Origin of the sequence: Marmoricola sp. RAF53 (assembly GCF_052114005.1) — a bacterium.
Classification (GTDB): domain Bacteria; phylum Actinomycetota; class Actinomycetes; order Propionibacteriales; family Nocardioidaceae; genus Marmoricola.
This window is the reverse complement of sequence record NZ_JBFRDX010000016.1, coordinates 30103-51576: the sequence shown is the minus strand read 5'-3', so window position 1 is coordinate 51576 and position 21474 is coordinate 30103. Positions and strand designations below refer to the sequence as shown.

At 71.2% G+C, this 21474-nt stretch carries 19 protein-coding genes; 10 read left to right on the top strand and 9 right to left on the bottom strand.

Annotated elements, in window-relative coordinates:
• Window positions 1-17: 17 nt before the first annotated feature.
• Entirely contained in the window at window positions 18-1241 is a 1224-nt protein-coding gene (locus AB4Y76_RS14655) for an acyl-CoA dehydrogenase family protein (RefSeq protein WP_441926513.1), read from the bottom strand.
• A gap of 161 nt (window positions 1242-1402) precedes the next feature.
• Here AB4Y76_RS14655 and AB4Y76_RS14650 point away from each other — a divergent pair, with 161 nt between their 5' ends.
• Genes AB4Y76_RS14650 through AB4Y76_RS14640 form a run of 3 tightly spaced genes read left to right on the top strand, consistent with a single transcriptional unit; the run spans window position 1403 to window position 3970 of the window.
• Window positions 1403-2560: a Rieske 2Fe-2S domain-containing protein gene (locus AB4Y76_RS14650; protein ID WP_441926511.1), complete on the top strand. Its 1158-nt coding sequence runs from the start codon at window positions 1403-1405 to the stop codon at window positions 2558-2560.
• A 25-nt stretch (window positions 2561-2585) separates the two neighbouring features.
• Entirely contained in the window at window positions 2586-2876 is a 291-nt protein-coding gene (locus tag AB4Y76_RS14645; RefSeq protein ID WP_441926509.1) for a hypothetical protein, read from the top strand.
• A gap of 2 nt (window positions 2877-2878) precedes the next feature.
• Complete coding sequence (locus AB4Y76_RS14640; protein WP_441926507.1) at window positions 2879-3970, top strand: 2Fe-2S iron-sulfur cluster-binding protein; 1092 nt, start codon at window positions 2879-2881, stop codon at window positions 3968-3970.
• A gap of 16 nt (window positions 3971-3986) precedes the next feature.
• Here the strand turns inward: AB4Y76_RS14640 and pssA are convergent, their stop codons facing one another.
• The 7 genes from pssA to AB4Y76_RS14605 all read right to left on the bottom strand — a co-directional run bounded on the left by pssA (window position 3987) and on the right by AB4Y76_RS14605 (window position 10395).
• On the bottom strand, window positions 3987-4919 hold the full coding sequence (pssA, locus tag AB4Y76_RS14635; protein WP_441926505.1) for a CDP-diacylglycerol--serine O-phosphatidyltransferase: 933 nt from the start codon (window positions 4917-4919) through the stop codon (window positions 3987-3989).
• Entirely contained in the window at window positions 4919-5599 is a 681-nt protein-coding gene (locus AB4Y76_RS14630) for a phosphatidylserine decarboxylase (RefSeq protein WP_441926503.1), read from the bottom strand. The genes pssA and AB4Y76_RS14630 overlap by 1 nt, the downstream gene beginning before the upstream one ends.
• Entirely contained in the window at window positions 5592-6371 is a 780-nt protein-coding gene (locus tag AB4Y76_RS14625) for an SDR family NAD(P)-dependent oxidoreductase (RefSeq protein ID WP_441926501.1), read from the bottom strand. Before AB4Y76_RS14625 ends, AB4Y76_RS14630 begins: the two co-directional genes overlap by 8 nt.
• A 102-nt stretch (window positions 6372-6473) precedes the next feature.
• Window positions 6474-8360, bottom strand: coding sequence for a GMC family oxidoreductase (locus AB4Y76_RS14620; RefSeq protein WP_441926499.1), 1887 nt, complete (start codon window positions 8358-8360; stop codon window positions 6474-6476).
• A 48-nt stretch (window positions 8361-8408) separates the two neighbouring features.
• On the bottom strand, window positions 8409-8810 hold the full coding sequence (locus tag AB4Y76_RS14615) for an SHOCT domain-containing protein (protein ID WP_441926497.1): 402 nt from the start codon (window positions 8808-8810) through the stop codon (window positions 8409-8411).
• Between the two features lie 118 nt (window positions 8811-8928).
• Window positions 8929-9615 carry an MBL fold metallo-hydrolase gene (locus AB4Y76_RS14610; protein WP_441926495.1) on the bottom strand — a complete coding sequence of 229 codons (687 nt, stop codon included), beginning with the start codon at window positions 9613-9615 and terminating at the stop codon, window positions 8929-8931.
• Window positions 9616-9624: 9 nt separating this feature from the next.
• Complete coding sequence (locus AB4Y76_RS14605) at window positions 9625-10395, bottom strand: maleylpyruvate isomerase family mycothiol-dependent enzyme (RefSeq protein ID WP_441926493.1); 771 nt, start codon at window positions 10393-10395, stop codon at window positions 9625-9627.
• A gap of 167 nt (window positions 10396-10562) precedes the next feature.
• On the opposite strand from AB4Y76_RS14605, the gene uvrA reads away from it, so the two are divergent.
• Together uvrA and AB4Y76_RS14595 are read left to right on the top strand one after the other, a co-directional pair.
• Window positions 10563-13439: an excinuclease ABC subunit UvrA gene (gene uvrA, locus AB4Y76_RS14600; protein WP_441926491.1), complete on the top strand. Its 2877-nt coding sequence runs from the start codon at window positions 10563-10565 to the stop codon at window positions 13437-13439.
• 99 nt (window positions 13440-13538) lie between these two features.
• On the top strand, window positions 13539-13988 hold the full coding sequence (locus AB4Y76_RS14595) for a ubiquinol-cytochrome c reductase iron-sulfur subunit (RefSeq protein WP_441926489.1): 450 nt from the start codon (window positions 13539-13541) through the stop codon (window positions 13986-13988).
• A 132-nt stretch (window positions 13989-14120) separates the two neighbouring features.
• On the opposite strand, the gene AB4Y76_RS14590 is transcribed toward AB4Y76_RS14595, so the two are convergent.
• Window positions 14121-15422 (bottom strand): pyridine nucleotide-disulfide oxidoreductase, encoded by a 1302-nt coding sequence (locus AB4Y76_RS14590; RefSeq protein WP_441926487.1) that lies wholly within the window; start codon window positions 15420-15422, stop codon window positions 14121-14123.
• A 64-nt stretch (window positions 15423-15486) separates the two neighbouring features.
• On the opposite strand from AB4Y76_RS14590, the gene AB4Y76_RS14585 reads away from it, so the two are divergent.
• From AB4Y76_RS14585 to whiA, 5 genes are all read left to right on the top strand, one after another.
• Window positions 15487-16374, top strand: a complete 888-nt coding sequence (locus AB4Y76_RS14585; protein ID WP_441926486.1) for an LLM class F420-dependent oxidoreductase — start codon at window positions 15487-15489, stop codon at window positions 16372-16374.
• Window positions 16375-16494: 120 nt separating this feature from the next.
• Window positions 16495-18474: an excinuclease ABC subunit UvrC gene (gene uvrC / locus AB4Y76_RS14580; protein WP_441926484.1), complete on the top strand. Its 1980-nt coding sequence runs from the start codon at window positions 16495-16497 to the stop codon at window positions 18472-18474.
• Between the two features lie 76 nt (window positions 18475-18550).
• Window positions 18551-19414, top strand: a complete 864-nt coding sequence (rapZ, locus tag AB4Y76_RS14575; RefSeq protein WP_441926666.1) for an RNase adapter RapZ — start codon at window positions 18551-18553, stop codon at window positions 19412-19414.
• Window positions 19411-20367, top strand: a complete 957-nt coding sequence (locus AB4Y76_RS14570) for a gluconeogenesis factor YvcK family protein (RefSeq protein WP_441926482.1) — start codon at window positions 19411-19413, stop codon at window positions 20365-20367. The genes rapZ and AB4Y76_RS14570 overlap by 4 nt, the downstream gene beginning before the upstream one ends.
• A gap of 10 nt (window positions 20368-20377) precedes the next feature.
• Entirely contained in the window at window positions 20378-21364 is a 987-nt protein-coding gene (gene whiA / locus AB4Y76_RS14565) for a DNA-binding protein WhiA (RefSeq protein WP_441926480.1), read from the top strand.
• Window positions 21365-21474: the final 110 nt, after the last annotated feature.

Here is a 21474-nt window from a genome sequence, read left to right as displayed (position 1 = left end):
TTGAAAGTCGGGGATGACTAGCGCTTGGCGGCGGGCAGGCCGAGACCGACGTAGCCGATGATGTCGCGCTGGATCTCGTTGGTGCCGCCGCCGAAGGTCATCACCAGGGCGGACCGGTAGTAGCGCTCCAGGCGGCCGCGGAGGACGGCGCCGGCGGAGTCGCCGTGGACGACGGCCTCGGGGCCGACGATCTCGATCAGCGAGCGGTAGACCTCGGTGGCCAGCTCGGAGCCGTAGATCTTGGTCGCGGAGGCGTGCGCCGGGGACAGGTCCTCGGTCGCGGACGCGAGCTTCCAGTTCAGCAGCTTGAGCATGTCGACGCGGGCGTGCGCGCGGCCGAGGAGGACCTGGACCCACTCGGCGTCGATGACCCGGGTGCCGTCGGGGTTCTTGGTCGCCTGGGCCCACTCGCGGACCTGGGCGACGGAGTGCATCAGCGGCGCGGCCGAGGTGAGCGCGACCCGCTCGTGGTTGAGCTGGTTGGTCATCAGCGCCCAGCCGCCGTTGAGGCCGCCGACCAGGTTGTCCTTGGGCACCCGGACGTCCTGGTAGTAGGTGGCGCTGGTGCCGACGCCGGCGACGGTGTGCACCGGGGTGTAGGAGAAGCCCTCGGCGTCGGCCGGGACCAGGATCATCGACAGGCCCTTGTGGCGGGGGAGGTCCGGATCGGTCCGGCAGGCCAGCCAGATGTAGTCGGCGTACTGGATCAGGGAGGTCCACATCTTCTGGCCGTTGATGACCCACTCGTCGCCCTCGAGGCGCGCCTTGGTCTGCAGGCTGGCGAGGTCGGTGCCCGAGCCCGGCTCGGAGTAGCCGATCGAGAAGTGCATCTCGCCCTTGAGGATCTTCGGGAGGATCTCCTCCTTCTGGGCGTCGGTGCCGAACCGCATGATCGTGGGGCCGACGGTGTTGAGCGTCAGGTAGGGGATCGGGACGCCCGCGATGGCGGCCTCGTCGGTGAAGATCAGCTGCTCCATCATCGAGCGGTTCTGGCCGCCGTACTCCTCAGGCCAGCCGATGCCGAGCCAGCCGTCGTGGCCGATCTGCTTGATGACGTCCTTGTAGACGGTGGCGTCGCCGAACTCGCCACCCCCGGAAATGGGTCCAGCGGCGCCCTCCTCCTTGAACTCGCTCGTGGCGACGGAGAGGCCGGCGCGGACCTCGGGGGTCACGAGCTGCGAGAAGTAGTCGCGGAGCTCGGCGCGCAGCGCCTCGTGCTCCTCGTTGAGAGCGATCTTCATGGAGTCATCCTCACAGTGGGTCCGCGATGGGACCATGGGTGGCAGTTGGGCAAACGCGCCGAAACAGGCGGCAGGACTGGATTTGCTACGCGTAAAACTATAACCTGTTCTTGTTTTGCGAAAGGGCGCAACGCCCTGGAGTTCGACCACAGGAGGTCACGATGAGCGCCACCACCGAAGCCCGCGCACTCGATCACGGTGTCGCGCCGGCCCGGTACGCCCGCGGTTGGCACTGTCTCGGCCTGGCCGACTCCTTCCGCGACGGCAAGCCGCACGCGATCGGGGCCTTCGGCGGCAAGATGGTCGTCTTCGCCGACTCCCAGGGCGACCTCAAGGTGCTCGACAGCTACTGCCGGCACATGGGCGGCGACCTGAGCCAGGGCGAGATCAAGGGCGACGAGGTCGCCTGCCCGTTCCACGACTGGCGCTGGGGCGGCGACGGCAAGTGCAAGGCCATCCCGTACGCCCGTCGCGTCCCGCTCCGGGCGCGCACCCAGCGCTACGAGACCGAGATCGTCAACGACCAGCTCTTCATCTGGTTCGACCCGGAGGGCTCCGAGGCCGATCGCAGCATCCTCCCGCCGCAGCTGCCCGGCCTGGCCGAGGGCGAGTACGCCGCCTGGAGCTGGAACTCCCAGGAGATCGAGGGCTCGAACTGCCGGGACCTGATCGACAACGTCGCGGACATGGCGCACTTCTACTACGTGCACTTCTCGTTCCCGACGAGCTTCCGCAACGTCTTCGAGGGCCACATGGCCACCCAGTTCATGGAGTCGAAGGGCCGCCCGGACAAGGCCGGGGGCTACAGCGCCGGTGACGACCTGTTCCTCAAGTCCGAGGCGACGTACTACGGGCCGTCGTACATGATCAACTGGCTCTGGGTCGACTACAAGGGCTTCAAGACCGAGGTCATCCTGGTCAACACCCACATCGCGACCAGCCCGAACTCGTTCACGCTGCAGTACGGCATCACCGTGCGCAAGCCCGAGGGCCTCGACGACGCCACCGTCGCGTTCATCGCGGAGAAGTACACCAAGATGTTCGGCGAGGGCTTCCTCCAGGACGTGCACATCTGGAAGAACATGCAGGCCGTCCAGAACCCGCTGCTGTGCGAGGAGGACGGCCCGGTCTACCAGCTGCGCCGCTGGTACGAGCAGTTCTACGTCGACCAGGCCGACATCGCGCCGGAGATGACCGAGCGGTTCGAGTTCGAGGTCGACACCACCAAGGCCAACGAGTACTGGCAGGCCGAGGTCGCCGAGAACCTGGCGAAGAAGGCCGCGGAGGACGCAGCCGCGGGGCACCCGGTGGCTCACTAGTGAGGGCTGGCTGATGGTCTCGTTCGTGCCCACCTCGCCTGAGACCGCGGAGGACCAGCGGCTCTACACCCAGGCGCGGCTGGTGGAGGTCTCCTGCCTGGACTGCCTCGCCCAGGTGCGCGTCAAGAAGAACAGCGACCACCACACCTCCATCCAGTGGGACGCCGAGTCGCTCTCCCACTGCGCGGAGTTCCGACGGGCCGCGTCCCAACCGGAGGGACGGGCGATCCGGGAGACCTGCTCGCGGCTACGCTCCTCCATCGACCAAGCCGTCAGGGACGGCGCTATCCACATCGGGGCCGAGGATGGTTACTGAGCATGGCTACTGAGTCGTACGTGCTGAAGGTGACCGAGGTCATCGAAGAGACCGCGGACGCGCGTTCGGTCGTCTTCGAGGTGCCCTCGGAGCTCCAGGCGACCTTCGCCTACACGCCAGGGCAGTTCCTCACCGTCGCGGTCCCCAGCGACCGGACCGGCCTCGCCGCGCGCTGCTACTCGCTGTCCAGCTCGCCGCACAGCGGCCGGCACCAGATCACCGTGAAGCGGACCGCCGACGGTTACGCGTCGAACTGGATCTGCGACAACCTGAAGGCCGGCGACACCCTCCGGGTGCTGCCGCCCAGCGGCATCTTCACGCCCAAGGACATCGACGCCGACCTGCTCCTCTTCGGCGGCGGCTCCGGCATCACCCCGGTGATCTCGATCGCCCGGACCGCGCTGGAGAAGGGCACCGGCAAGGTCGTCCTCTTCTACGCCAACCGCGACGAGAACTCGGTGATCTTCGCCGCCGAGCTCGCCGAGCTCGGCACCGAGTACGCCGACCGGTTCACCGTCGTGCACTGGCTGGAGTCCGTCCAGGGCCTGCCGAGCCAGGCGCAGCTGTCGAACTTCGCGACGTACTTCGACGGGTACACCTCGTTCGTCTGCGGCCCGGCGCCGTTCATGAAGGCGGTCACCACCGCCCTCAAGGACCTCGGCATCCCGCGCGAGCGCCGCCACCAGGAGAAGTTCGTCTCCCTCGGCGGCAACCCGTTCGGCGACGTCGAGGAGGTCCTGGCGGCGCAGCAGACGCTCGCCGAGGCCGACGACGCCGACGAACCCGGGGACGCGCCGGAGCCGGCCTTCGCCGGGCCGGTGGCGATCGAGGTCGAGCTGGACGGCCAGCAGTACACGTTCGACGACTGGCAGGGCGACAAGGTCCTGCTGGAGTTCCTGGAGGAGAAGGGCGTCGACGCGCCGTTCTCCTGCCGCGAGGGCAACTGCAGCGCCTGCGCCTGCGTCGTGCTCGAGGGCGACCTGAGCATGAAGCACAACGAGGTCCTCGACGCCGACGACCTCGGCGACGGCATCCGGCTCACCTGCCAGGCGCTCCCGCTCAGCGAGAAGCTCCGGATCTCCTACAACGGCTGAGCGAGGCACCCGTGCCTCAGTCGTCGTCCCCGTCGTCGTCGACCGGCAGGAAGACCGACTGCTGCCGCACCCGTGGCGGGGCGATCGACTCCGGCCCGAACAGCTTGCGGCGCAGCGGCGCGGTCAGCACGCCCAGCGGGGCGGTCAGGACGTAGCCGTAGGCGATCACCAGCAGGGTGAACGAGGGCGCGAACCCGAGGCCGGCCAGGATCCCGAGGGCGACCAGGCCGGTGATCACCCGCGCCTGCCGGGTCTGCGGCGAGGCCAGGTTGCGGAACGAGCGGTAGCGCACGGTGCTCACCATCAGCACCGCCGGCACGACGCTGATGATCGCGGGCAGCAGGATGGACGGCCCGACGCTGTCCTCGGGCAGGTCGAGCGCGAAGACGGTGGCGATCACGACCGCGGCCGCGCCCGGGCTCGGCATGCCGATGAAGTAGCGCTTGTCGGCGTGCGGGTCGACGGTGAAGTTGAACCGCGCCAGCCGGAACGCCGCGCACGCGAGCCAGAAGTACGCCGCGATCCAGGCGACCACCGGCCACTCCGGGAGCACCCAGGTGTACACCAGCACCGCCGGCGCGAGCCCGAAGGAGATCAGGTCGGCGAGCGAGTCGAGCTGGACGCCGAACGGCGACGTCGCGCCGACGAGGCGGGCGACCGCGCCGTCGCAGATGTCCATCACGATGGCGACCGTCATCAGGATGGCCGCCCAGTGGCTGTGCCCGTTGAACGCGAGCGGGACCGCCGAGAAGCCGCAGGCCATGTTGGCCGCGGTGAACATGCTCGGAGCGGTGACCCGCAGCCGCTCCCGGGTGGGGAGCTGGCGTAGCGAGACGACCTCGGCACCGGAGTGCGAGGCGACCCGGAACCGGCGTCGGCGCAGCAGCCGGCGCCGCCGGGGCGGGGTCGCGGCCGGGTCCGGACCGGGTTCGACCACGGGCCCGGACATCACGCCGGCCCGGTGACGGCCGACGGCCAGCGCCCGAGCACGGACTGGCCGGCGACGGTGCGGTCACCGGCGGCGATGGTGAGCTCGACCTCCGGCGGGACGAAGACGTCCATCCGGGAGCCGAACTTCATCAGGCCGATCCGCTGCCCGGTGCGGATCTCGTCCCCGACGGCGACCCGGGTGACCACGCGCCGCGCGACCAGGCCGACGATCTGCCGGAAGACGATCCTCCGCGCGCGTCCCTCGACCTCGCGCTCGACCGTGATGTCGCTGCGCTCGTTCTCGAAGGCGCTCTCGAACTTGTACGCCGCGTGCCACTTGCCGGGCCGGTAGGTGACCTCGGTGACCCGGCCGCCGTACGGCGTCCGGTTGATGTGCACGTCGAAGACGGACAGGAAGATGCTGACCTGCTGCCAGTCGCCCGGCGGCGAGACCTCCGGCTGGGCCGGCCCGGCGTGCATCACCTTGCCGTCGGCGGGCGCGAGGATCACGTCGTCGTCGACGGGCGCGCGATCGGGAGCCCGCTCAGGGTCGCGGAAGAAGGCCACGATCCCGGCAGGGAGCGCGAGCAGCGCGGCGGCCGTGCGGCGGTGGCCGGTCGCCGCGGCGATCACGGCGGGGACGGCGCCGAYGGCGGCGGCGGGCCAGGCTTCCCGGTCGATGGTCCAGGTCCTAGTCATTGCCTGCGTGGCTCCCCACGATCTCGGCAGCGCCGGCGCGGCGCTGGACGGCGGCGTTCAGGGACGGGGCGACCGACCCGAGCCGGGCCCCGAAGCGGAGCTCGGCGGGCGCGACGACGACCTCGCCCTTGTCCTTGGTGATCGCCCGGACGACGCCCGCGGCGACCTGCTCGGGGGAGACCGTCCGGGTGCCGGCCGGGAGCTCCATCCCGCTGTTGACGAACATGCCGGCGTCGCGGACGAAGCCGGGCTGGACGTTCGAGACGCCGACGCCGGTGCCGTGCAGGTCCTGGCGGAGCGCGTCGGCGAAGCCGCGGATCGCGAACTTGGTGGCGTTGTAGAGCGAGCTGCCGGGGGAGGCGACGATCCCGGAGACCGAGCCGATGAAGACCAGGTGGCCGGCGCCGCGCTCGACCAGCTGCGGGATCAGCGCGCGGGCGAGCAGGATCGGGGCGCGCAGGTTCACGTCGAGGTTGGCGTCGATCCGGTCCACCGACATCGCGGTCAGCTGACCGGTGCCCGGGAGGGCCGCGTTGGCGACCAGCACGTCGATCGGGCCGGCCTCGGCCAGCAGGGCCTCCAGCGCGTCCGGGTCACCGAGGTCGGCGACCACGCTGCGGGCGCCGAGCTCGTCCGCGAGCGGTGCCAGGACGTCGGCGTTGCGGCCGGTGAGGACCAGGTCGGCGCCCTCCGCCTTCAGGCGGCGGGCCAGGGCCTGCCCGATACCGCCGGTGGCGCCGGTCAGCAGGACCGTCGCTCCGTTGAGCTTCACGTGCACATTCTCCGATCGGGGGAAGCAGCACCGCGGGTGCGGCGGCGCCAAGGGAGAACGCTACCGGAGGAACGCGTTCCGGAAGGTGTCGTCCCGGAGCGCTCAGGCCAGCGTGGCGGCCAGCCGCTTCGCCGTCATGTAGGCGATCGACTCGATCGAGATCATCGGGTTGACGCCCGAGGAGGTCGGGAAGCAGGACGCGTCGGCGACGTACAGGCCGTCGACCTCCCAGGTCCGGCCGTCGGGGTTCACCGCGGACATGTCGGGGGAGCCGCCCATCCGGGCCGAGCCCATGATGTGCAGAGCGGCGAGGGACAACCGGGCGGGCTCGACCGTCTCGCGGCGGATGTCGGCCTCGAAGGAGGCCAGCGAGCCGCGCTTGCCCGGTTCGTAGACGACGTCGCGGTGGTGGGTCGTCTGGATCCGCCGGGCGCCGGCCGCCTCGGCGATCCGGGCGCCGCCGACCAGCCCCTGGACCAGGTGCTCGCTGTCGGCCGCCGAGAGCGTGTAGCGGACCACCGGCTCGCCGTCCTTGCCGGTCTTGACCGTGCCGCCGGGGTCGCGGTCGCGCAGGATCACCGCCACGCCGAGCTGGTGGCCGAGCTCGCCCATCCGGCGCAGGTGGTCCGCGCCGCTGCGCCAGTTCACGAACGCGCTCCCGAACGCGGGGGTCAGCGGCGCGGTCTCGAAGAGGATCCCGTAGCCGTTCCCGTCCAGGTCGGTGAGGTCGTTGACGTAGCGGCTCTGGGTGGAGCCCACCCAGGGTTCGACCTTCTCGTCCATCAGGCCCCAGACCGCGGTGGCCGGGTGCAGCCGCAGGTAGCGCCCGATGTTCGGGTTGGTCAGGCCGCTGCGGTGCAGCAGCGCCGGGGTCTGGATCGCGCCCGCGGCCGCGATCACCGCGCGCGCCCGCACCGTGACGTGGTGGCCGTCCGCGCTGACGCCGACGACCCCGGTGGCCCGGCCGTTGCTGGTCGTGACCGTGCGGGCCCGGACGCCGGTGTAGATCCGCGCGCCGGCCGCGGCCGCGTCCTCGAGCCAGGTCTTCGTGACCGACTGCTTGGCCCCGATCCGGCAGCCCATCCCGCAGCGGCCGCACTCCACGCCCATGTCGCAGCCCTTGACGTTGCGCGGCATCGCGGCGGAGTGCCAGCCGAGGGCTTTCGCTCCGCGTTCCAGTACGGCGTCGCGCGGGGCCGCGAGGTCGTGCTCGGTGTTCACGCCGAGGCGTTCGCAGACCGCGTCCATCGCGTCGGCGTACTCGTCCTCCACGAACTGCGGGGTGCCGAGCGCGGCCCACTCGGCCCGGACCCGGTCCGGGGTGCGGAAGGACGTCGTGTAGTTGACGACCGTGCCGCCGCCCAGGCCACGCCCGGCCACCAGGGCGATCTGCCCCTCGGCGGTCGACTGCGGGGCGGCGGCGTACAGGCGGGTGAAGCCGGTGCGCTCGTCCCCGTCGAAGTCGTTCTCGTCGTGGTACTCGCCGGCCTCCAGGACGACCACGTCCAGGCCCGCGGCCGCGAGCACCCCGGCCGCGGTGCCGCCGCCGGCGCCGGAGCCGACGATCACGACGTCGCAGCTGATGTCGGTGTTCGGCCCGGCCCGGAGCGGGGTGATCGGCGACGGGGGAGCGTCGGCCCGGACACCGAGCGGGCCCGGGTAGCCGAAGGTGTCCCACAGCGCCGGCCCGCCGGCGATGTAGTACGGGCCGAGGGCGGCGCCCTTGAGTCCCTGGAACAGTGCCCGCTTCGCGCCGACCCGGGAGTCCGACAGCGAGAGCAGGACCGCTTCCCGGTCGGCCTGGGAGAGGTCGGAGAAGCGTCGCGGCCGGCCGGTCAGCGCCAGGCCGAGGAACCGGGAGTCCCACAGGTTCAGCAGCGTGCGGAGCTGCTTGAGGTCGGCCTCGCGCGGGTTCATCGCGGCCATCTCCAGCGCCAGCTCGGGCGCGCCGACGGCGCTCGCCGCGGGGATCCCGCGTGCCGTCGTCACGGGACGACGTGCGCACGACGGATGACCGGTCAGCCGGTCAGGTGCAGCTCAGGCCGAGGCGAGGGCCTTCGCCTTGAGGGCGTCGAACTCCGCCTGGTTGATCGCGCCGGAGTCGAGCAGACCCTTGGCGCTCGCGATCTGGTCGGCCGCGCTCGAGCCGGAGCCCGCGACCGACTTGATGTACTCGGCCTGCTGGGCCTGCATGTCCGCCATGGACTGCGCCTGCCGCTCGCTCATGCTCTTGCCGCGGACGATCAGGTAGACCAGGGCGCCGATCCAGGGGATGAAGATCATGAAGATCGCCCAACCCGCCTTGGCCCAGCCGCTCAGCGTGTGGTCGCCGAACAGGTCGAACAGGCAGCGGAACCAGATCATCAGCGCGCTGATGAAGATGAAGAACCAGAACGTCCACAGGAGCACGTCCCAGAAGTCGTTCGTGATGGAGTCCACGTGCGTCCCCTTTCTCAGGTGCGGATCGGACACGTCCACGCGGACGGGCCTTGGCCGCACTGTGGCACAGCCCGAACGCCCTGGGATCGCCCGAAAAAGGTGACCGCGCGCCAGACGGTCACCAGCCGCGCTCGCGCCACTCCGCGAGGTGACCGCGTTCGGCGCCGAGGGTCGAGTCGTTGCCGTGGCCCGGGTAGAACCAGGTCTCGTCGGGGAGCCGGCCGAAGAGCTTGGTCTCGACGTCGTTCAGGAGGCTGACGAAGGCGTCGGAGTCGCCGAAGGTGTTGCCGACACCGCCGGGGAAGAGGCTGTCGCCGGTCCAGAGGTGCGGGGTGCCGTCGGGGTCGTCGTACAGCAGGGCGATGGAGCCGGGGGTGTGGCCGACGAGGTGGATGACGTCGAGGCGGATGTCGCCGAACTCGACGGTGTCGCCGTCGACGACGCGGTCGTCCACGGTGACCTCGGTCTGCTCGGTGATGGCGTCGGCGTCGGGCTCGCCGGCGACGGTCACGGCGCCGGTGGCCTGCTGCACCTCGCGCAGTGCGCGGTGGTGGTCCCAGTGCTGGTGGGTGGTGATGACCTTGGTGGTCCGGCCGTCGCCGAGGACACGCAGCAGCGTCGGAGCGTCGTCGGCCGCGTCGATCAGCACCTGCTCGTCGGTCGCGCGGCAGCGCAGCACGTAGCAGTTGTTCGACATCTGGTCGTCGACGGCGACCTTGGTGATCACCAGGTGCTGGAGCTCGCGGGTGTCCGGCGTCCCGCCGGGGGTCACGTTGCCCGAGTACGGGCCTTCGTACGTCGCCATGGGGGCAGCCTAGGACCTCGGGGCCGTGGCACCGGAGGCGCGGCGCCAGGGCCCGAGGTGGGGCAGGTCGGCGGCCGTGCAGCTGAGCCGCTCGCCGTGACCCCGGCCCACCAGCCACCAGCCGAGGTCGGCCGCCGTTCCGCTGACCACGGGTTCCTCGGCGCCCACGGACCAGCTGCGGCCGAGGTCGTCGGCCCGCACCGAGAAGGGCTCGGAGTCCCCGCCGGCGTGGTCGAGGACGACCTGGTCGAGGAGGTCGGCGGCGAAGTCGGCCGGCCAGTCCCGGTGCGAGTAGTCCAGGTCCAGGTCGGCGTGGTGGATCTCCACCTCACGCCAGCGCGTCGCCGGAAGGTCGGACGCCGGCCAGGCGGGACCGTCGGGAAGCCGCGGCACGGTGCCCGCCCACTGACGGGGGAGCAGTGACGCGCAGGCGTCCCGGAACCGGGTGGTCGCGGCGAAGAGGCGTTCCCGGATCTCGCCGACGTCCCGCTTCGCCAGCGCCTCGATGTCGGCGTCGCGACGCTCCTGGGACGGGTAGACCGGCCGGACCTGGCCGTGCTCCCTCGCCTCCAGCGTCGCCGCGAGGGCCTCGCCGTTGAGCGCCAGGTGGGCGACGACGTGGGCGCGGGTCCAGTCCGGGAGCAGCGAGGCGGCGCGCCACTGGTCCTCGGGGAGGGAATCGACCGAGCGGACCAGGCGTTGGTGAGCGTGATGGAGTGCCTCCAGGGCGGCGTCGCGGCGGGCGGCCTCGGCGGCGGGGAGTCCGTCGGTGGGGGTCATGGAGGCAGTCTGCCCCGCTCGTGCTCACCGGTCACCTGCGCGAAACGTGGTTGTCGGTGCCGCATGAGATCGTGGGCGCTCCGGCGAGTCGCGGGTTGTCTCCCACGTCCACCCCGGGTTAACTGATGCGAACAGATGTTCGAAAACGCAAGACGAAGGACGTAGTAGTGACGGACCAGCTGATCATCCGAGGCGCGCGCGAGCACAACCTCAAGGACGTCTCCCTGGACCTCCCTCGGGACGCGCTCATCGTCTTCACCGGTCTCTCCGGCTCCGGCAAGTCCTCGCTCGCGTTCGACACGATCTTCGCCGAGGGCCAGCGCCGGTACGTCGAGTCGCTGTCGGCGTACGCGCGCCAGTTCCTCGGCCAGATGGACAAGCCCGACGTCGACTTCATCGAGGGCCTGAGCCCGGCGGTCTCGATCGACCAGAAGTCGACCTCGAAGAACCCGCGCTCGACGGTCGGCACGATCACCGAGGTCTACGACTACCTCCGCCTGCTCTACGCCCGCGCCGGCCGACCGCACTGCCCCGTCTGCGGCTCCCCGATCGAGCGGCAGACCCCGCAGCAGATCGTCGACCGGGTCCTGCAGCTCGAGGAGGGCACCCGGTTCCAGGTGCTCGCCCCGGTCATCCGCGGCCGCAAGGGCGAGTACGTCGAGCTCTTCCGCAGCCTGCAGAGCCAGGGCTTCAGCCGGGCCCGGGTCAACGGCGAGACGTTCCAGCTCGCCGACGTCGTGGCCGGTGACGGCCCCAAGCTCGACAAGCAGAAGAAGCACACCATCGAGGTGGTCGTCGACCGGCTGGCCGCGAAGACCTCGGCCAAGCGCCGGCTGACCGACTCGGTCGAGACCGCGCTCAGCCTCGCCTCCGGCCTGRTCATCTTCGACCTGGTCGACCTGGACGCCAAGGACCCGGGCAAGGAGATGAAGTTCTCCGAGCGGATGGCCTGCCCCAACGAGCACGACATCGACACCGACGAGCTGGAGCCGCGCTCGTTCTCGTTCAACTCGCCGTTCGGCGCCTGCCCGACCTGCCACGGCCTGGGTACCCGGATGGAGGTCGACCCCGAGCTGGTCATCTCCGACCCGGGCGCGTCGCTGTCCGAGGGCGTCATCGGCCCGTGGTCGGGCGCGCACGTCGCGGACTACTTCAGCCGCCTGCTCGAGGCTCTCGGCGACGAGCTCGGCTACGACATGGACACGCCCTGGGAGAAGATCCCGAAGAAGGCGCAGAAGGCGATCCTGGCCGGCCACCCCACGAAGGTGCACGTCCGGCACACCAACCGGTACGGCCGCGAGCGGTCCTACTACACGAACTTCGAGGGCGTGGTGCCCTACATCGAGCGGCGCCACCGCGAGGCCGAGTCCGACACCAGCCGGGAGCGCTACGAGGGCTTCATGCGCGAGGTCCCGTGCCCGGCCTGCGCCGGCAGCCGGCTCAAGCCGGTCTCGATGGCGGTGACCCTGGGCGACCGGGAGCGTGGCGGCAAGAACATCGCCGAGGTCTGCGCGCTGCCGATCAACGAGGCGGCCGAGTTCCTGGCCGACCTGGAGCTGTCCTCCCGCGAGCGGCAGATCGCCGAGCGGGTCCTCAAGGAGATCCAGGAGCGGCTGCGGTTCCTGCTCGACGTGGGCCTCGACTACCTCTCCCTGGACCGGCCGTCGGCGACGCTCTCCGGTGGCGAGGCGCAGCGGATCCGGCTGGCCACCCAGATCGGCGCCGGCCTGGTCGGCGTGCTGTACGTCCTCGACGAGCCCAGCATCGGGCTGCACCAGCGCGACAACCAGCGGCTGATCGAGACCCTGGTCCGGCTCAAGGACCTCGGCAACACCCTGATCGTCGTCGAGCACGACGAGGACACGATCAAGACGGCCGACTGGGTGGTCGACATCGGCCCCGGCGCGGGCGAGCACGGCGGCCAGGTCGTGCACTCCGGCACGGTCAAGCAGCTGCTCAAGCACCGCGACTCCGAGACCGGCATGTACCTGTCGGGCCGGAAGAAGATCCCGCTGCCCGAGGTGCGCCGGCCGCGGACCAAGGGCCGCGAGCTCATCGTGCACGGCGCCCGCGAGAACAACCTCAAGGACATCGACGTCACGTTCCCGCTGGGGCTCTTCGTCGCGGTCACCGGCGTCTCCGGGTCCGGCAAGTCGACCCTGGTCAACGACATCCTGTACACCTCGCTCGCCAAGCAGATCTACAACGCCCGCACGGTCCCGGGGCGGCACACGAAGATCACCGGCACCGAGGACGTCGACAAGGTCATCCACGTCGACCAGTCGCCGATCGGCCGCACCCCGCGCAGCAATCCGGCCACGTACACGGGCGTCTTCGACCACGTCCGCAAGCTGTTCGCGTCCACGCCGGAGGCGAAGATGCGCGGCTACCTGCAGGGCCGGTTCTCCTTCAACGTCAAGGGCGGTCGCTGCGAGGCCTGCTCGGGTGACGGCACCATCAAGATCGAGATGAACTTCCTGCCCGACGTCTACGTCCCGTGCGAGGTCTGCCACGGTGCCCGCTACAACCGCGAGACGCTCGAGGTGCACTACAAGGGCAAGACGATCGCGGACGTCCTGGACATGCCGATCGAGGAGGCGGTCGATTTCTTCGCGGCCATCCCCGCGATCGCGCGGCACCTCAAGACGCTGGTCGAGGTCGGCCTCGGCTACGTCCGGCTCGGCCAGCCCGCGACCACCCTCTCCGGCGGCGAAGCCCAGCGCGTCAAGCTGGCCTCCGAGCTGCAGAAGCGGTCCACCGGGCGGACGGTCTACGTCCTGGACGAGCCGACCACCGGCCTGCACTTCGAGGACATCCGCAAGCTGTTGCTCGTCCTCGGCCGGCTGGTCGACCAGGGCAACACGGTGCTGGTCATCGAGCACAACCTCGACGTCATCAAGACCGCGGACTGGATCGTCGACATGGGTCCGGCCGGCGGCAACCGCGGCGGCACCGTGGTCGCCACCGGGACTCCGGAGGACGTCGCGGAGGTGCCGGAGAGCTTCACCGGCGAGTTCCTCAAGCCCTTGCTCGAGCGCGGCTGACGTCCGGCGGTACTAGTACCAAAGGACAGCCTTCTCTCAGGTCGCCGACAGGTTTCAACTACTAGGCTTCGAAGGACCTACTGGAGGAAGGCACCACCTGTGAGCGAGCACGAAGCCACCCGTCGGAACGTCCTGTACGGCGCGGCCGCGGCCGGCCTCGCGGTCCCGATCCTGGCGGCGTGCGGGTCCAGCAGCGGGGGAGACGCGACCGGCTCGACCGACCCGGGCGCGACCGGCGACGGTTCCTCGTCGGCTCCCGGGGGCGCCAGCGGCATCAAGACCAGCGACATCCCGGTCGGCGGCGGCACCATCTACCCGAACGAGAAGATCGTCGTCACCCAGCCGACGAAGGGCGAGTTCAAGGCCTTCTCGGCGGTCTGCACCCACCAGGGCTGCCTGGTCGCCGAGGTCAAGGACAAGACGATCGACTGCAACTGCCACTTCAGCAAGTACTCCATCGAGGACGGCTCCGTCGAGGACGGCCCGGCCCCGAAGCCGCTGCCGGAGAAGACCGTCACGGTCACCGGCGACACGCTGACCGTCAGCTAGACGGAAGCGGCGTCCCCGGCTGATGCGGCGTCACGAAACTCTTGGGTTGAGGGTCGCGTCATCGGGTCGAGCGAGCTTGCTCGTCCGACCCGGCTGATGCGGCGTCACGAAACTCTTGGGTTGAGGGTCGCGTCATCGGGTCGAGCGAGCTTGCTCGTCCGACCCGGCTGATGCGGCGTCACGAAACCACTCGTCGCGCCGGCACCGGCGGCGGTCGAGCCGGGCGTCGATCAGGGCCCGCGCCTCGTCGTACCGGTCGGCGCGGAGCAGGGCGGTGAGCAGGGTCTCCTCGACGACCTCGCGCTGGGCGTCGCTGCCGCCGACCTGCCAGAGCAGCGGATGGATCCGGATCAGCTCGTCGGCGCACGCGCCGGGCTGCTCCAGGAGCAGCAGCCGCAGGGCGGCGGCGAGTGGCGCGACGACGCTCCGCAGGACCGGGTGCTCGTGCCCGGCGGCCCAGCAGGACAGGCTGCGCAGCCCGGCGATGTCGTCGGCGGCGCAGAGCGCCACGGCCGCGTGCAGGCCGACGAACGGGGTCGCCGGCCGCAGCAGTGTCGCGGCCGGCACGTCGGTGCCCTCCTCGACGCCGGGCACGTCGGTGGCTCCCGGCGTGATCCGCCAGCGCCAGAGCAGTGAGCCGGTGTCGACCAGGGAACGGCAGCCGCTCACCTGGTCCGGGGAGAGCTGGCGGCGGTAGCGGCGCTCGACCGCGCCGAGGTCGCCGTCGCTGAGCTCGTGGAGCGCGGCGTGCCAGGCGTAGTGGGCCAGGTTGTCGGTCTCGGCCCCCGGCCCGGCCATCCAGGAGTCGATCCAGGCGAGGCCGTCGTGGTGGTCGGCGGTCTCGTAGTGCACGTGGGCGCGCGCGTGGGCGGCGTGCCCGGATCCCGGCTTCGCGGCCAGGGAGGTGTTCGCCAGGTCCAGGGCCTCGTCGAAGCGGCCCTGCTCCTGGCGGACGAAGGCGAGCAGGCCCGCGTGGAACCAGGTGTTCCCGAGGGCCGGCGTACAGGACTCGACGACCGCCCAGGCGTCCTCGGGGACCTCGGTGACGCCGGCGAACGCGATCGTCGGCACGGCCACGGAGAGCAGCAGGGCGTCGTCCGGGTGGGCCGCGAGGTGCCGGACCAGCGCGGTGCGGTCGCCGTGCACGTGGCCCACGACCGCCTCGACGTGGCTGCGCTCGGCCGCGGTGGCGCGTCGCGCGAGGTGGAGGGCGGTGCGGGCGCGCTGCTCGACGTCGACCGGGGCGCAGAGCTCGTGGCCCATCAGGGCGAGGGCGGCGTGCGCGAGGGCGAAGGTCGGGTCGAGGGCGAGCGCGCGGCAGAAGTGCGCGAGTGCGCCACGACGGAGCTGGAGCATCGCGTCCACACCCTCCGCGTAGGCCCGCTCGGCCTCCGGGGTGGTGGTGTGCCGTCGGTCCAGGATTCCCGTCGTCATGAAAGTAGAGTCAACCACGCGACAAAGAAGAGATCGAGCGACACCCCCGGGCTACGCTCGCGCCATGAAGGTAGGAGTGCACTACGCGAACTTCACCCACCCGGACTGGGAGCACGCCCTCGAGGACCGTCTCGTCGAGACCGCCCGGGTCGCCGACCAGGGCGGCGTCTCGCTGGTCACCGTCATGGACCACTGGTTCCAGATGGAGAACCTCGGCGGGCCGCCGGAGCCGATGCTCGAGGGCTACACCACGCTCGGCTACCTGGCCGCGGCGACCGAGAACGTCCGGCTCGGCCTGCTGGTGACCGGGGTGACCTACCGGCACCCGGGCCTGCTCGCCAAGACGGTCACGACCCTGGACCGGCTCTCCCGCGGCCGGGCCGTGCTCGGGCTCGGGGCCGCCTGGTACGAGCGCGAGCACCTCGGCCTCGGCGTCCCGTTCCCGGCGATGTCCGAGCGGTTCGAGCGGCTCGAGGAGACGCTCCGGATAGCGGCCCAGATGTGGAGCGAGGACGACGGGCCGTTCGAGGGGAAGCACTTCCGGCTCGCCGAGACGGTCTGCGTGCCGCCGCCGTACCAGCGCAACGGGTACGCCGGCGGGATCCCGGTGCTCCTCGGTGGCAGCGGCGAGCGGAAGACCCTGCGCCTCGTCGCCCGGTACGCCGACGCCTGCAACCTCTTCGGCGAGTCCGCCGAGGTGCTCGCGCACAAGCTCGACGTGCTCCGCCGGCACTGCGAGGACGTCGGCCGCGACTACGACACCATCGAGAAGACCGCGATCGGCGCCGGCACCGCGACCGGAGCCGAGTCCCGCGACGACTTCCTGCGCCGGATGGAGGAGTACGCCGCCCTCGGCATCGAGCTGGTCACGCTGACCCCGACCGGTCCCGACCCGGTCGCGTGGACGACCGACCTCGTCGAGGGGGTCCTGCCCCGGCTCGCGGAGCTGTGACGGCGGTGCGCGTCTGTCGGCGGCGGTCCGTAGGGTAGGAGCGTGATCGTCGCTTCGCTCCTCAACGGGTTCTCGGCCACTCGGCCTCGAGCAAGCTCGGGCGCTCGGTAACCTCGACCCGTGGCTGATCCGTCGACCTACCGGCCGAAACCGGGCTCGATCCCGACCCGGCCCGGGGTCTACCGGTTCCGGGACAAGGACGGCCGCGTCGTCTACGTCGGCAAGGCCAAGAACCTGCGCGCCCGGCTGTCGTCGTACTTCCAGGACATCGCCAACCTGCACCAGCGGACCGCGACCATGGTCACCACCGCGGCCAGCGTCGAGTGGACCGTCGTCGAGACCGAGGTCGAGGCGCTCCAGCTCGAGTACTCCTGGATCAAGGAGTACGACCCGCGCTTCAACGTGAAGTACCGCGACGACAAGTCCTACCCGTGGCTGGCGGTCACCCTCAACGAGGAGTACCCGCGGGTGATGGTCGGCCGGGGCGCCAAGAAGAAGGGCGTGAAGTACTTCGGGCCCTACTCGCACGCCTGGGCGATCCGCGACACCGTCGACCTGCTGCTACGCGTCTTCCCGATGCGGTCCTGCAGCAACGGCGTCTTCAAGCGGTCCGCGCAGATCGGCCGGCCCTGCCTGCTCGGCTACATCGACAAGTGCGCCGCGCCCTGCATCGGACGGGTCGACGCCGAGGAGCACCGCCGGATCGCCGAGGACTTCTGCGACTTCATCGGCGGGCGCACCGACGCCTTCGTCAAGCGCGTCGAGCGCGAGATGTACGCCGCCTCCGCCGCCCAGGAGTACGAGCGCGCCGCCCGGCTGCGCGACGACCTCGGCGCCCTCAACAAGGCGCTGGAGAAGCAGGCCGTCGTCTTCGGCGACGGCACCGACGCCGACGTGATCGCGCTGGTGGAGGACCCGCTCGAGGTCGCCGTCCAGATCTTCCACGTGCGCGCCGGCCGGATCCGCGGCCAGCGCGGCTGGGTCGCCGACCGGGTCGAGGACATCGACACCGCGGGCCTCGTCGGCGAGTTCCTGCTCCAGCTCTACGCCGGCGAGGAGGGCGACGCGATCCCGCGGGAGATCCTGGTCCCGACGCTGCCCGAGGACGTCGGCACCTTCGAGGCGCTGCTCAGCGAGACCCGGGGGAGCCGGGTCACCATCCGGGTGCCGCAGCGCGGCGACAAGAGGTCCCTCCAGGAGACCGTCGCCCAGAACGCCGCCCAGTCGCTGGCGCTGCACAAGACCAAGCGGGCCAGCGACCTGACCGCGCGCAACCAGGCGCTCGAGGAGATCCAGCACGCCCTCGACCTGCCCGCGGCGCCGCTGCGGATCGAGTGCTACGACATCTCCAACCTGCAGGGCACCGAGGTCGTCGCGTCGATGGTGGTCTTCGAGGACGGTCTGGCCCGCAAGAGCGAGTACCGCCGCTTCGTCATCAGGGGCGTCACCGGCCAGAACGACGTCGCCTCGATGCACGAGGTGATCACCCGGCGGTTCCGGCGGCTGCTCGACGAGCGGATCGAGCGGCCCGATCTGGGAGGTGGCGAGGTCGACGCCGACTCCGGCCCGATGCTCATCGACCCCGACACCGGCAAGGCGCGCAAGTTCTCCTACGTCCCCGGCCTGGTCGTGGTCGACGGCGGCCCGCCGCAGGTCGCCGCCGCGCAGCGGGCCCTCGACGAGCTCGGGATCGACGACGTGCCGGTGTGCGGTCTCGCCAAGCGCCTCGAGGAGGTTTGGCTCCCGGGCGACCCGGACCCGGTGATCCTGCCGCGCACCAGCGAGGGTCTCTACCTGCTGCAGCGGCTGCGCGACGAGGCGCACCGGTTCGCGATCACCCACCACCGGTCGCGCCGGTCCAAGTCGATGGTCGAGTCGCTGCTCGACGACGTGCCCGGGCTCGGCGAGGTCCGGCGCAAGACCCTGATCAAGCACTTCGGGTCGCTCAAGAAGCTGCGGGCCGCGACCGCCGAGGAGATCAGCTCCGTCCCCGGGATCGGGCCGGCGACGGCGTCCGCGATCGTCGATGCGGTCGCGCGTGACAGCGCGGACCGCAAGACTGTCTCCGTGAACACCGCTACCGGCGAGATCGTCGAGTGAGCGCGAGCGGAGCGAGGGACCGTTGAGCAAGCCTGAGTCGGAGAGCTGGCACGAGGACACCGGCGAGATCGCCGCGCTGGAGGACCTCGGTGAGCTCGTCGTCGTCACCGGGATGACCGGGGCCGGCCGCAGCACCGCCGCCAAGGAGCTCGAGGACCTCGGCTTCTTCGTCGTCGACAACCTGCCCTCCGAGCTCGTCACCGAGGTCGTCCGCCTCGTCGACGAGAAGAAGGGCCGGGCACAGCCGATCGCCGTGGTCGTCGACGTCCGCGGCGGGATCAATTTCGAGGCGCTCCGCGAGGACCTCGCCCAACACCTGCCGACGCGACGCTCCTCGATGCTCTTCCTCGAGGCCGACGACGACATCCTGGTCCGCCGGCAGGAGGCCGCCCGCCGGCCGCACCCGCTGCAGGACGGCGGCCGGCTCCTCGACGGCATCCACCGCGAGCGCGAGGTGATGACCCAGCTCCGCGGCGACGCCGACGTCGTGATCGACACGACCCCGCTCAACGTCCACCAGCTCAAGGACAAGGTGGCGGCGGCGTACGGGAAGCCGGAGGCGGTCGGCCTCAAGGTCAACGTCGTCAGCTTCGGCTTCAAGTACGGCGTCCCGGTCGATGCCGACCTGCTCGCCGACATGCGCTTCCTGCCGAACCCGTTCTGGGTGCCCGAGCTCAAGGACCTCACCGGCCAGGACCCCCGGGTGGCGACGTTCGTGAAGGACCGCGACGACGCCCGGTCGTTCCTGGAGCGCTACCTCCCGGTGATCGAGACGGTCGGGCACGGCTACCTGCGCGAGGGCAAGCGGTTCATGACCGTGGCCATCGGCTGCACCGGGGGCAAGCACCGGAGCGTGGCGATGTCCGAGGAGATCGCGGCCCGCCTCCGCGCCCGCGGCGTGGACGCGGAGGCCACCCACCGCGACCTGGGGCGCGAGTGAGCTGGACGACGACCGAGCCGGGCGTCGTGGCCCTCGGGGGCGGCCACGGACTCGCCGCCTCGCTCTCCGCGCTGCGCCGGGTGACCAGCGACCTCACGGCCGTCGTGACGGTCGCCGACAACGGCGGCTCCTCCGGCCGGCTCCGCGAGGAGTTCGGGGTGCTCCCGCCCGGTGACCTGCGGATGGCGCTCGCCGCACTCTGCGGCGACGACCGCTGGGGCCAGACCTGGGCGCGCGTGCTGCAGCACCGGTTCGAGTCCGAGGGCGCCATGGACGGCCACGCGATGGGCAACCTGCTCATCGTCGCGCTCTGGGAGCTGCTCGACGACCACGTCACCGGGCTGGACTGGGTGGGCAGCCTGCTCGGTGCCCGCGGCCGGGTGCTGCCGATGGCGGTCACCCCGCTGGACATCACCGCCGAGGTCCGCGGCGCCGATCCGGCCGACCCCGACGGCGTCAGCGTCGTACGGGGTCAGGTCGCGGTCGCGACGACCCCGGGGGACGTCCTCGACGTGCGCCTGGAGCCGGCCGACCCCCAGGCGTGCCCGGAGGCGGTGCGGGCGATCTCGGACGCCGACTGGATCGTCCTCGGTCCCGGGTCGTGGTACTCCTCGGTGATCCCGCACCTGCTCGTCCCGGACCTGCGGGACGCGCTCTGCGCGAGCCCGGGCCGGGTGATGGTGACCCTCAACCTGGAGGCGCAGCCGGGGGAGACCGACGGCTTCACGCCGGAGGACCACCTCGAGGTGCTGCACCGGCAGGCCCCCGACCTGGTCATCGACACGGTGCTGGCCGACCACGCGGCGGTGCCCGACGAGCGTCGTCTCCGGGCCAGGACCGACGAGCTGGGCGCCCGGCTCGTCCTCGCCGACGTGGCCCGGGCGACGGCCGCCGGGCAGCACGACCCCGAGAAACTTGCCCGTGCCTATGCGCTCGTCATGGCCGCGAACTAAGGTTCCCCCTATGGCGATGACGGCACAGGTCAAGGCAGAGCTGGCCAACACGGCGGTGACCAAGACGTGCTGCCGGAAATCCGAGGTCTCCTCGATGCTCCGGTTCGCCGATTCGCTGCACCTGGTGAACGGCGGGATCGTCGTCGAGGCCGAGCTCGACACCGGCGCGGCCGCGCGCCGGCTCCGCAAGGACATCGCCGAGGTCTTCGGTCACGACTCCGAGGTCATCCTGCTCAAGGGCAACGGCCTGCGCCGGGGCACCCACTACATCGTCCGGGTGGCGCGCGACGGTGAGTCGCTCGCCCGCCAGACCGGACTGATCGACCAGCGCAACCGGCCGGTTCGGGGCCTGCCGCCGCAGGTGGTGTCCGGATCGGGCTGCGACGCCGTCGCCGCCTGGCGCGGTGCCTTCCTGGCGCACGGGTCGCTCACCGAGCCCGGCCGGTCCAGCTCGCTGGAGGTCACCTGCCCCGGTCCGGAAGCGGCGCTGGCGCTGGTCGGCTCCGCGCGCCGGCTCGGCATCTCCGCGAAGGCTCGCGAGGTCCGCGGCGTCGACCGCGTGGTGATCCGCGACGGCGACGCGATCGGCCAGCTGCTCACCCGGCTGGGCGCGCACGAGTCGCTGCTGGCCTGGGAGGAGCGCCGGATGCGGCGCGAGGTCCGGGCCACCGCGAACCGGCTCGCGAACTTCGACGACGCGAACCTCCGCCGGTCCGCGCGGGCCGCGGTCGCCGCGGGCGCCCGCGTCGAGCGGGCCCTGGAGATCCTCGGCGAGGACATCCCCGACCACCTCCGTCTCGCCGGCCGGCTCCGCCTGGAGCACAAGCAGGCGTCGCTCGAGGAGCTCGGTCAGCTCCACGACCCGGTGCTCACCAAGGACGCGATCGCCGGCCGGATCCGCCGGCTGCTGGCGATGGCCGACAAGCGTGCCGAGGACCTGGGCATCCCCGACACCGAGGCGTCGCTGACGCCGGAGATGCTCGCCGAAGAGGCGTAGCCCCTGCGGGTGACCAGGGTTACTCTCGCGTAAACGAGCCGCCGTCCCGAGATTCTCCTGAGCGCGATAGGGTCGACAGGACCCCGACTTCCGCTTCTTACCAGGAGTAC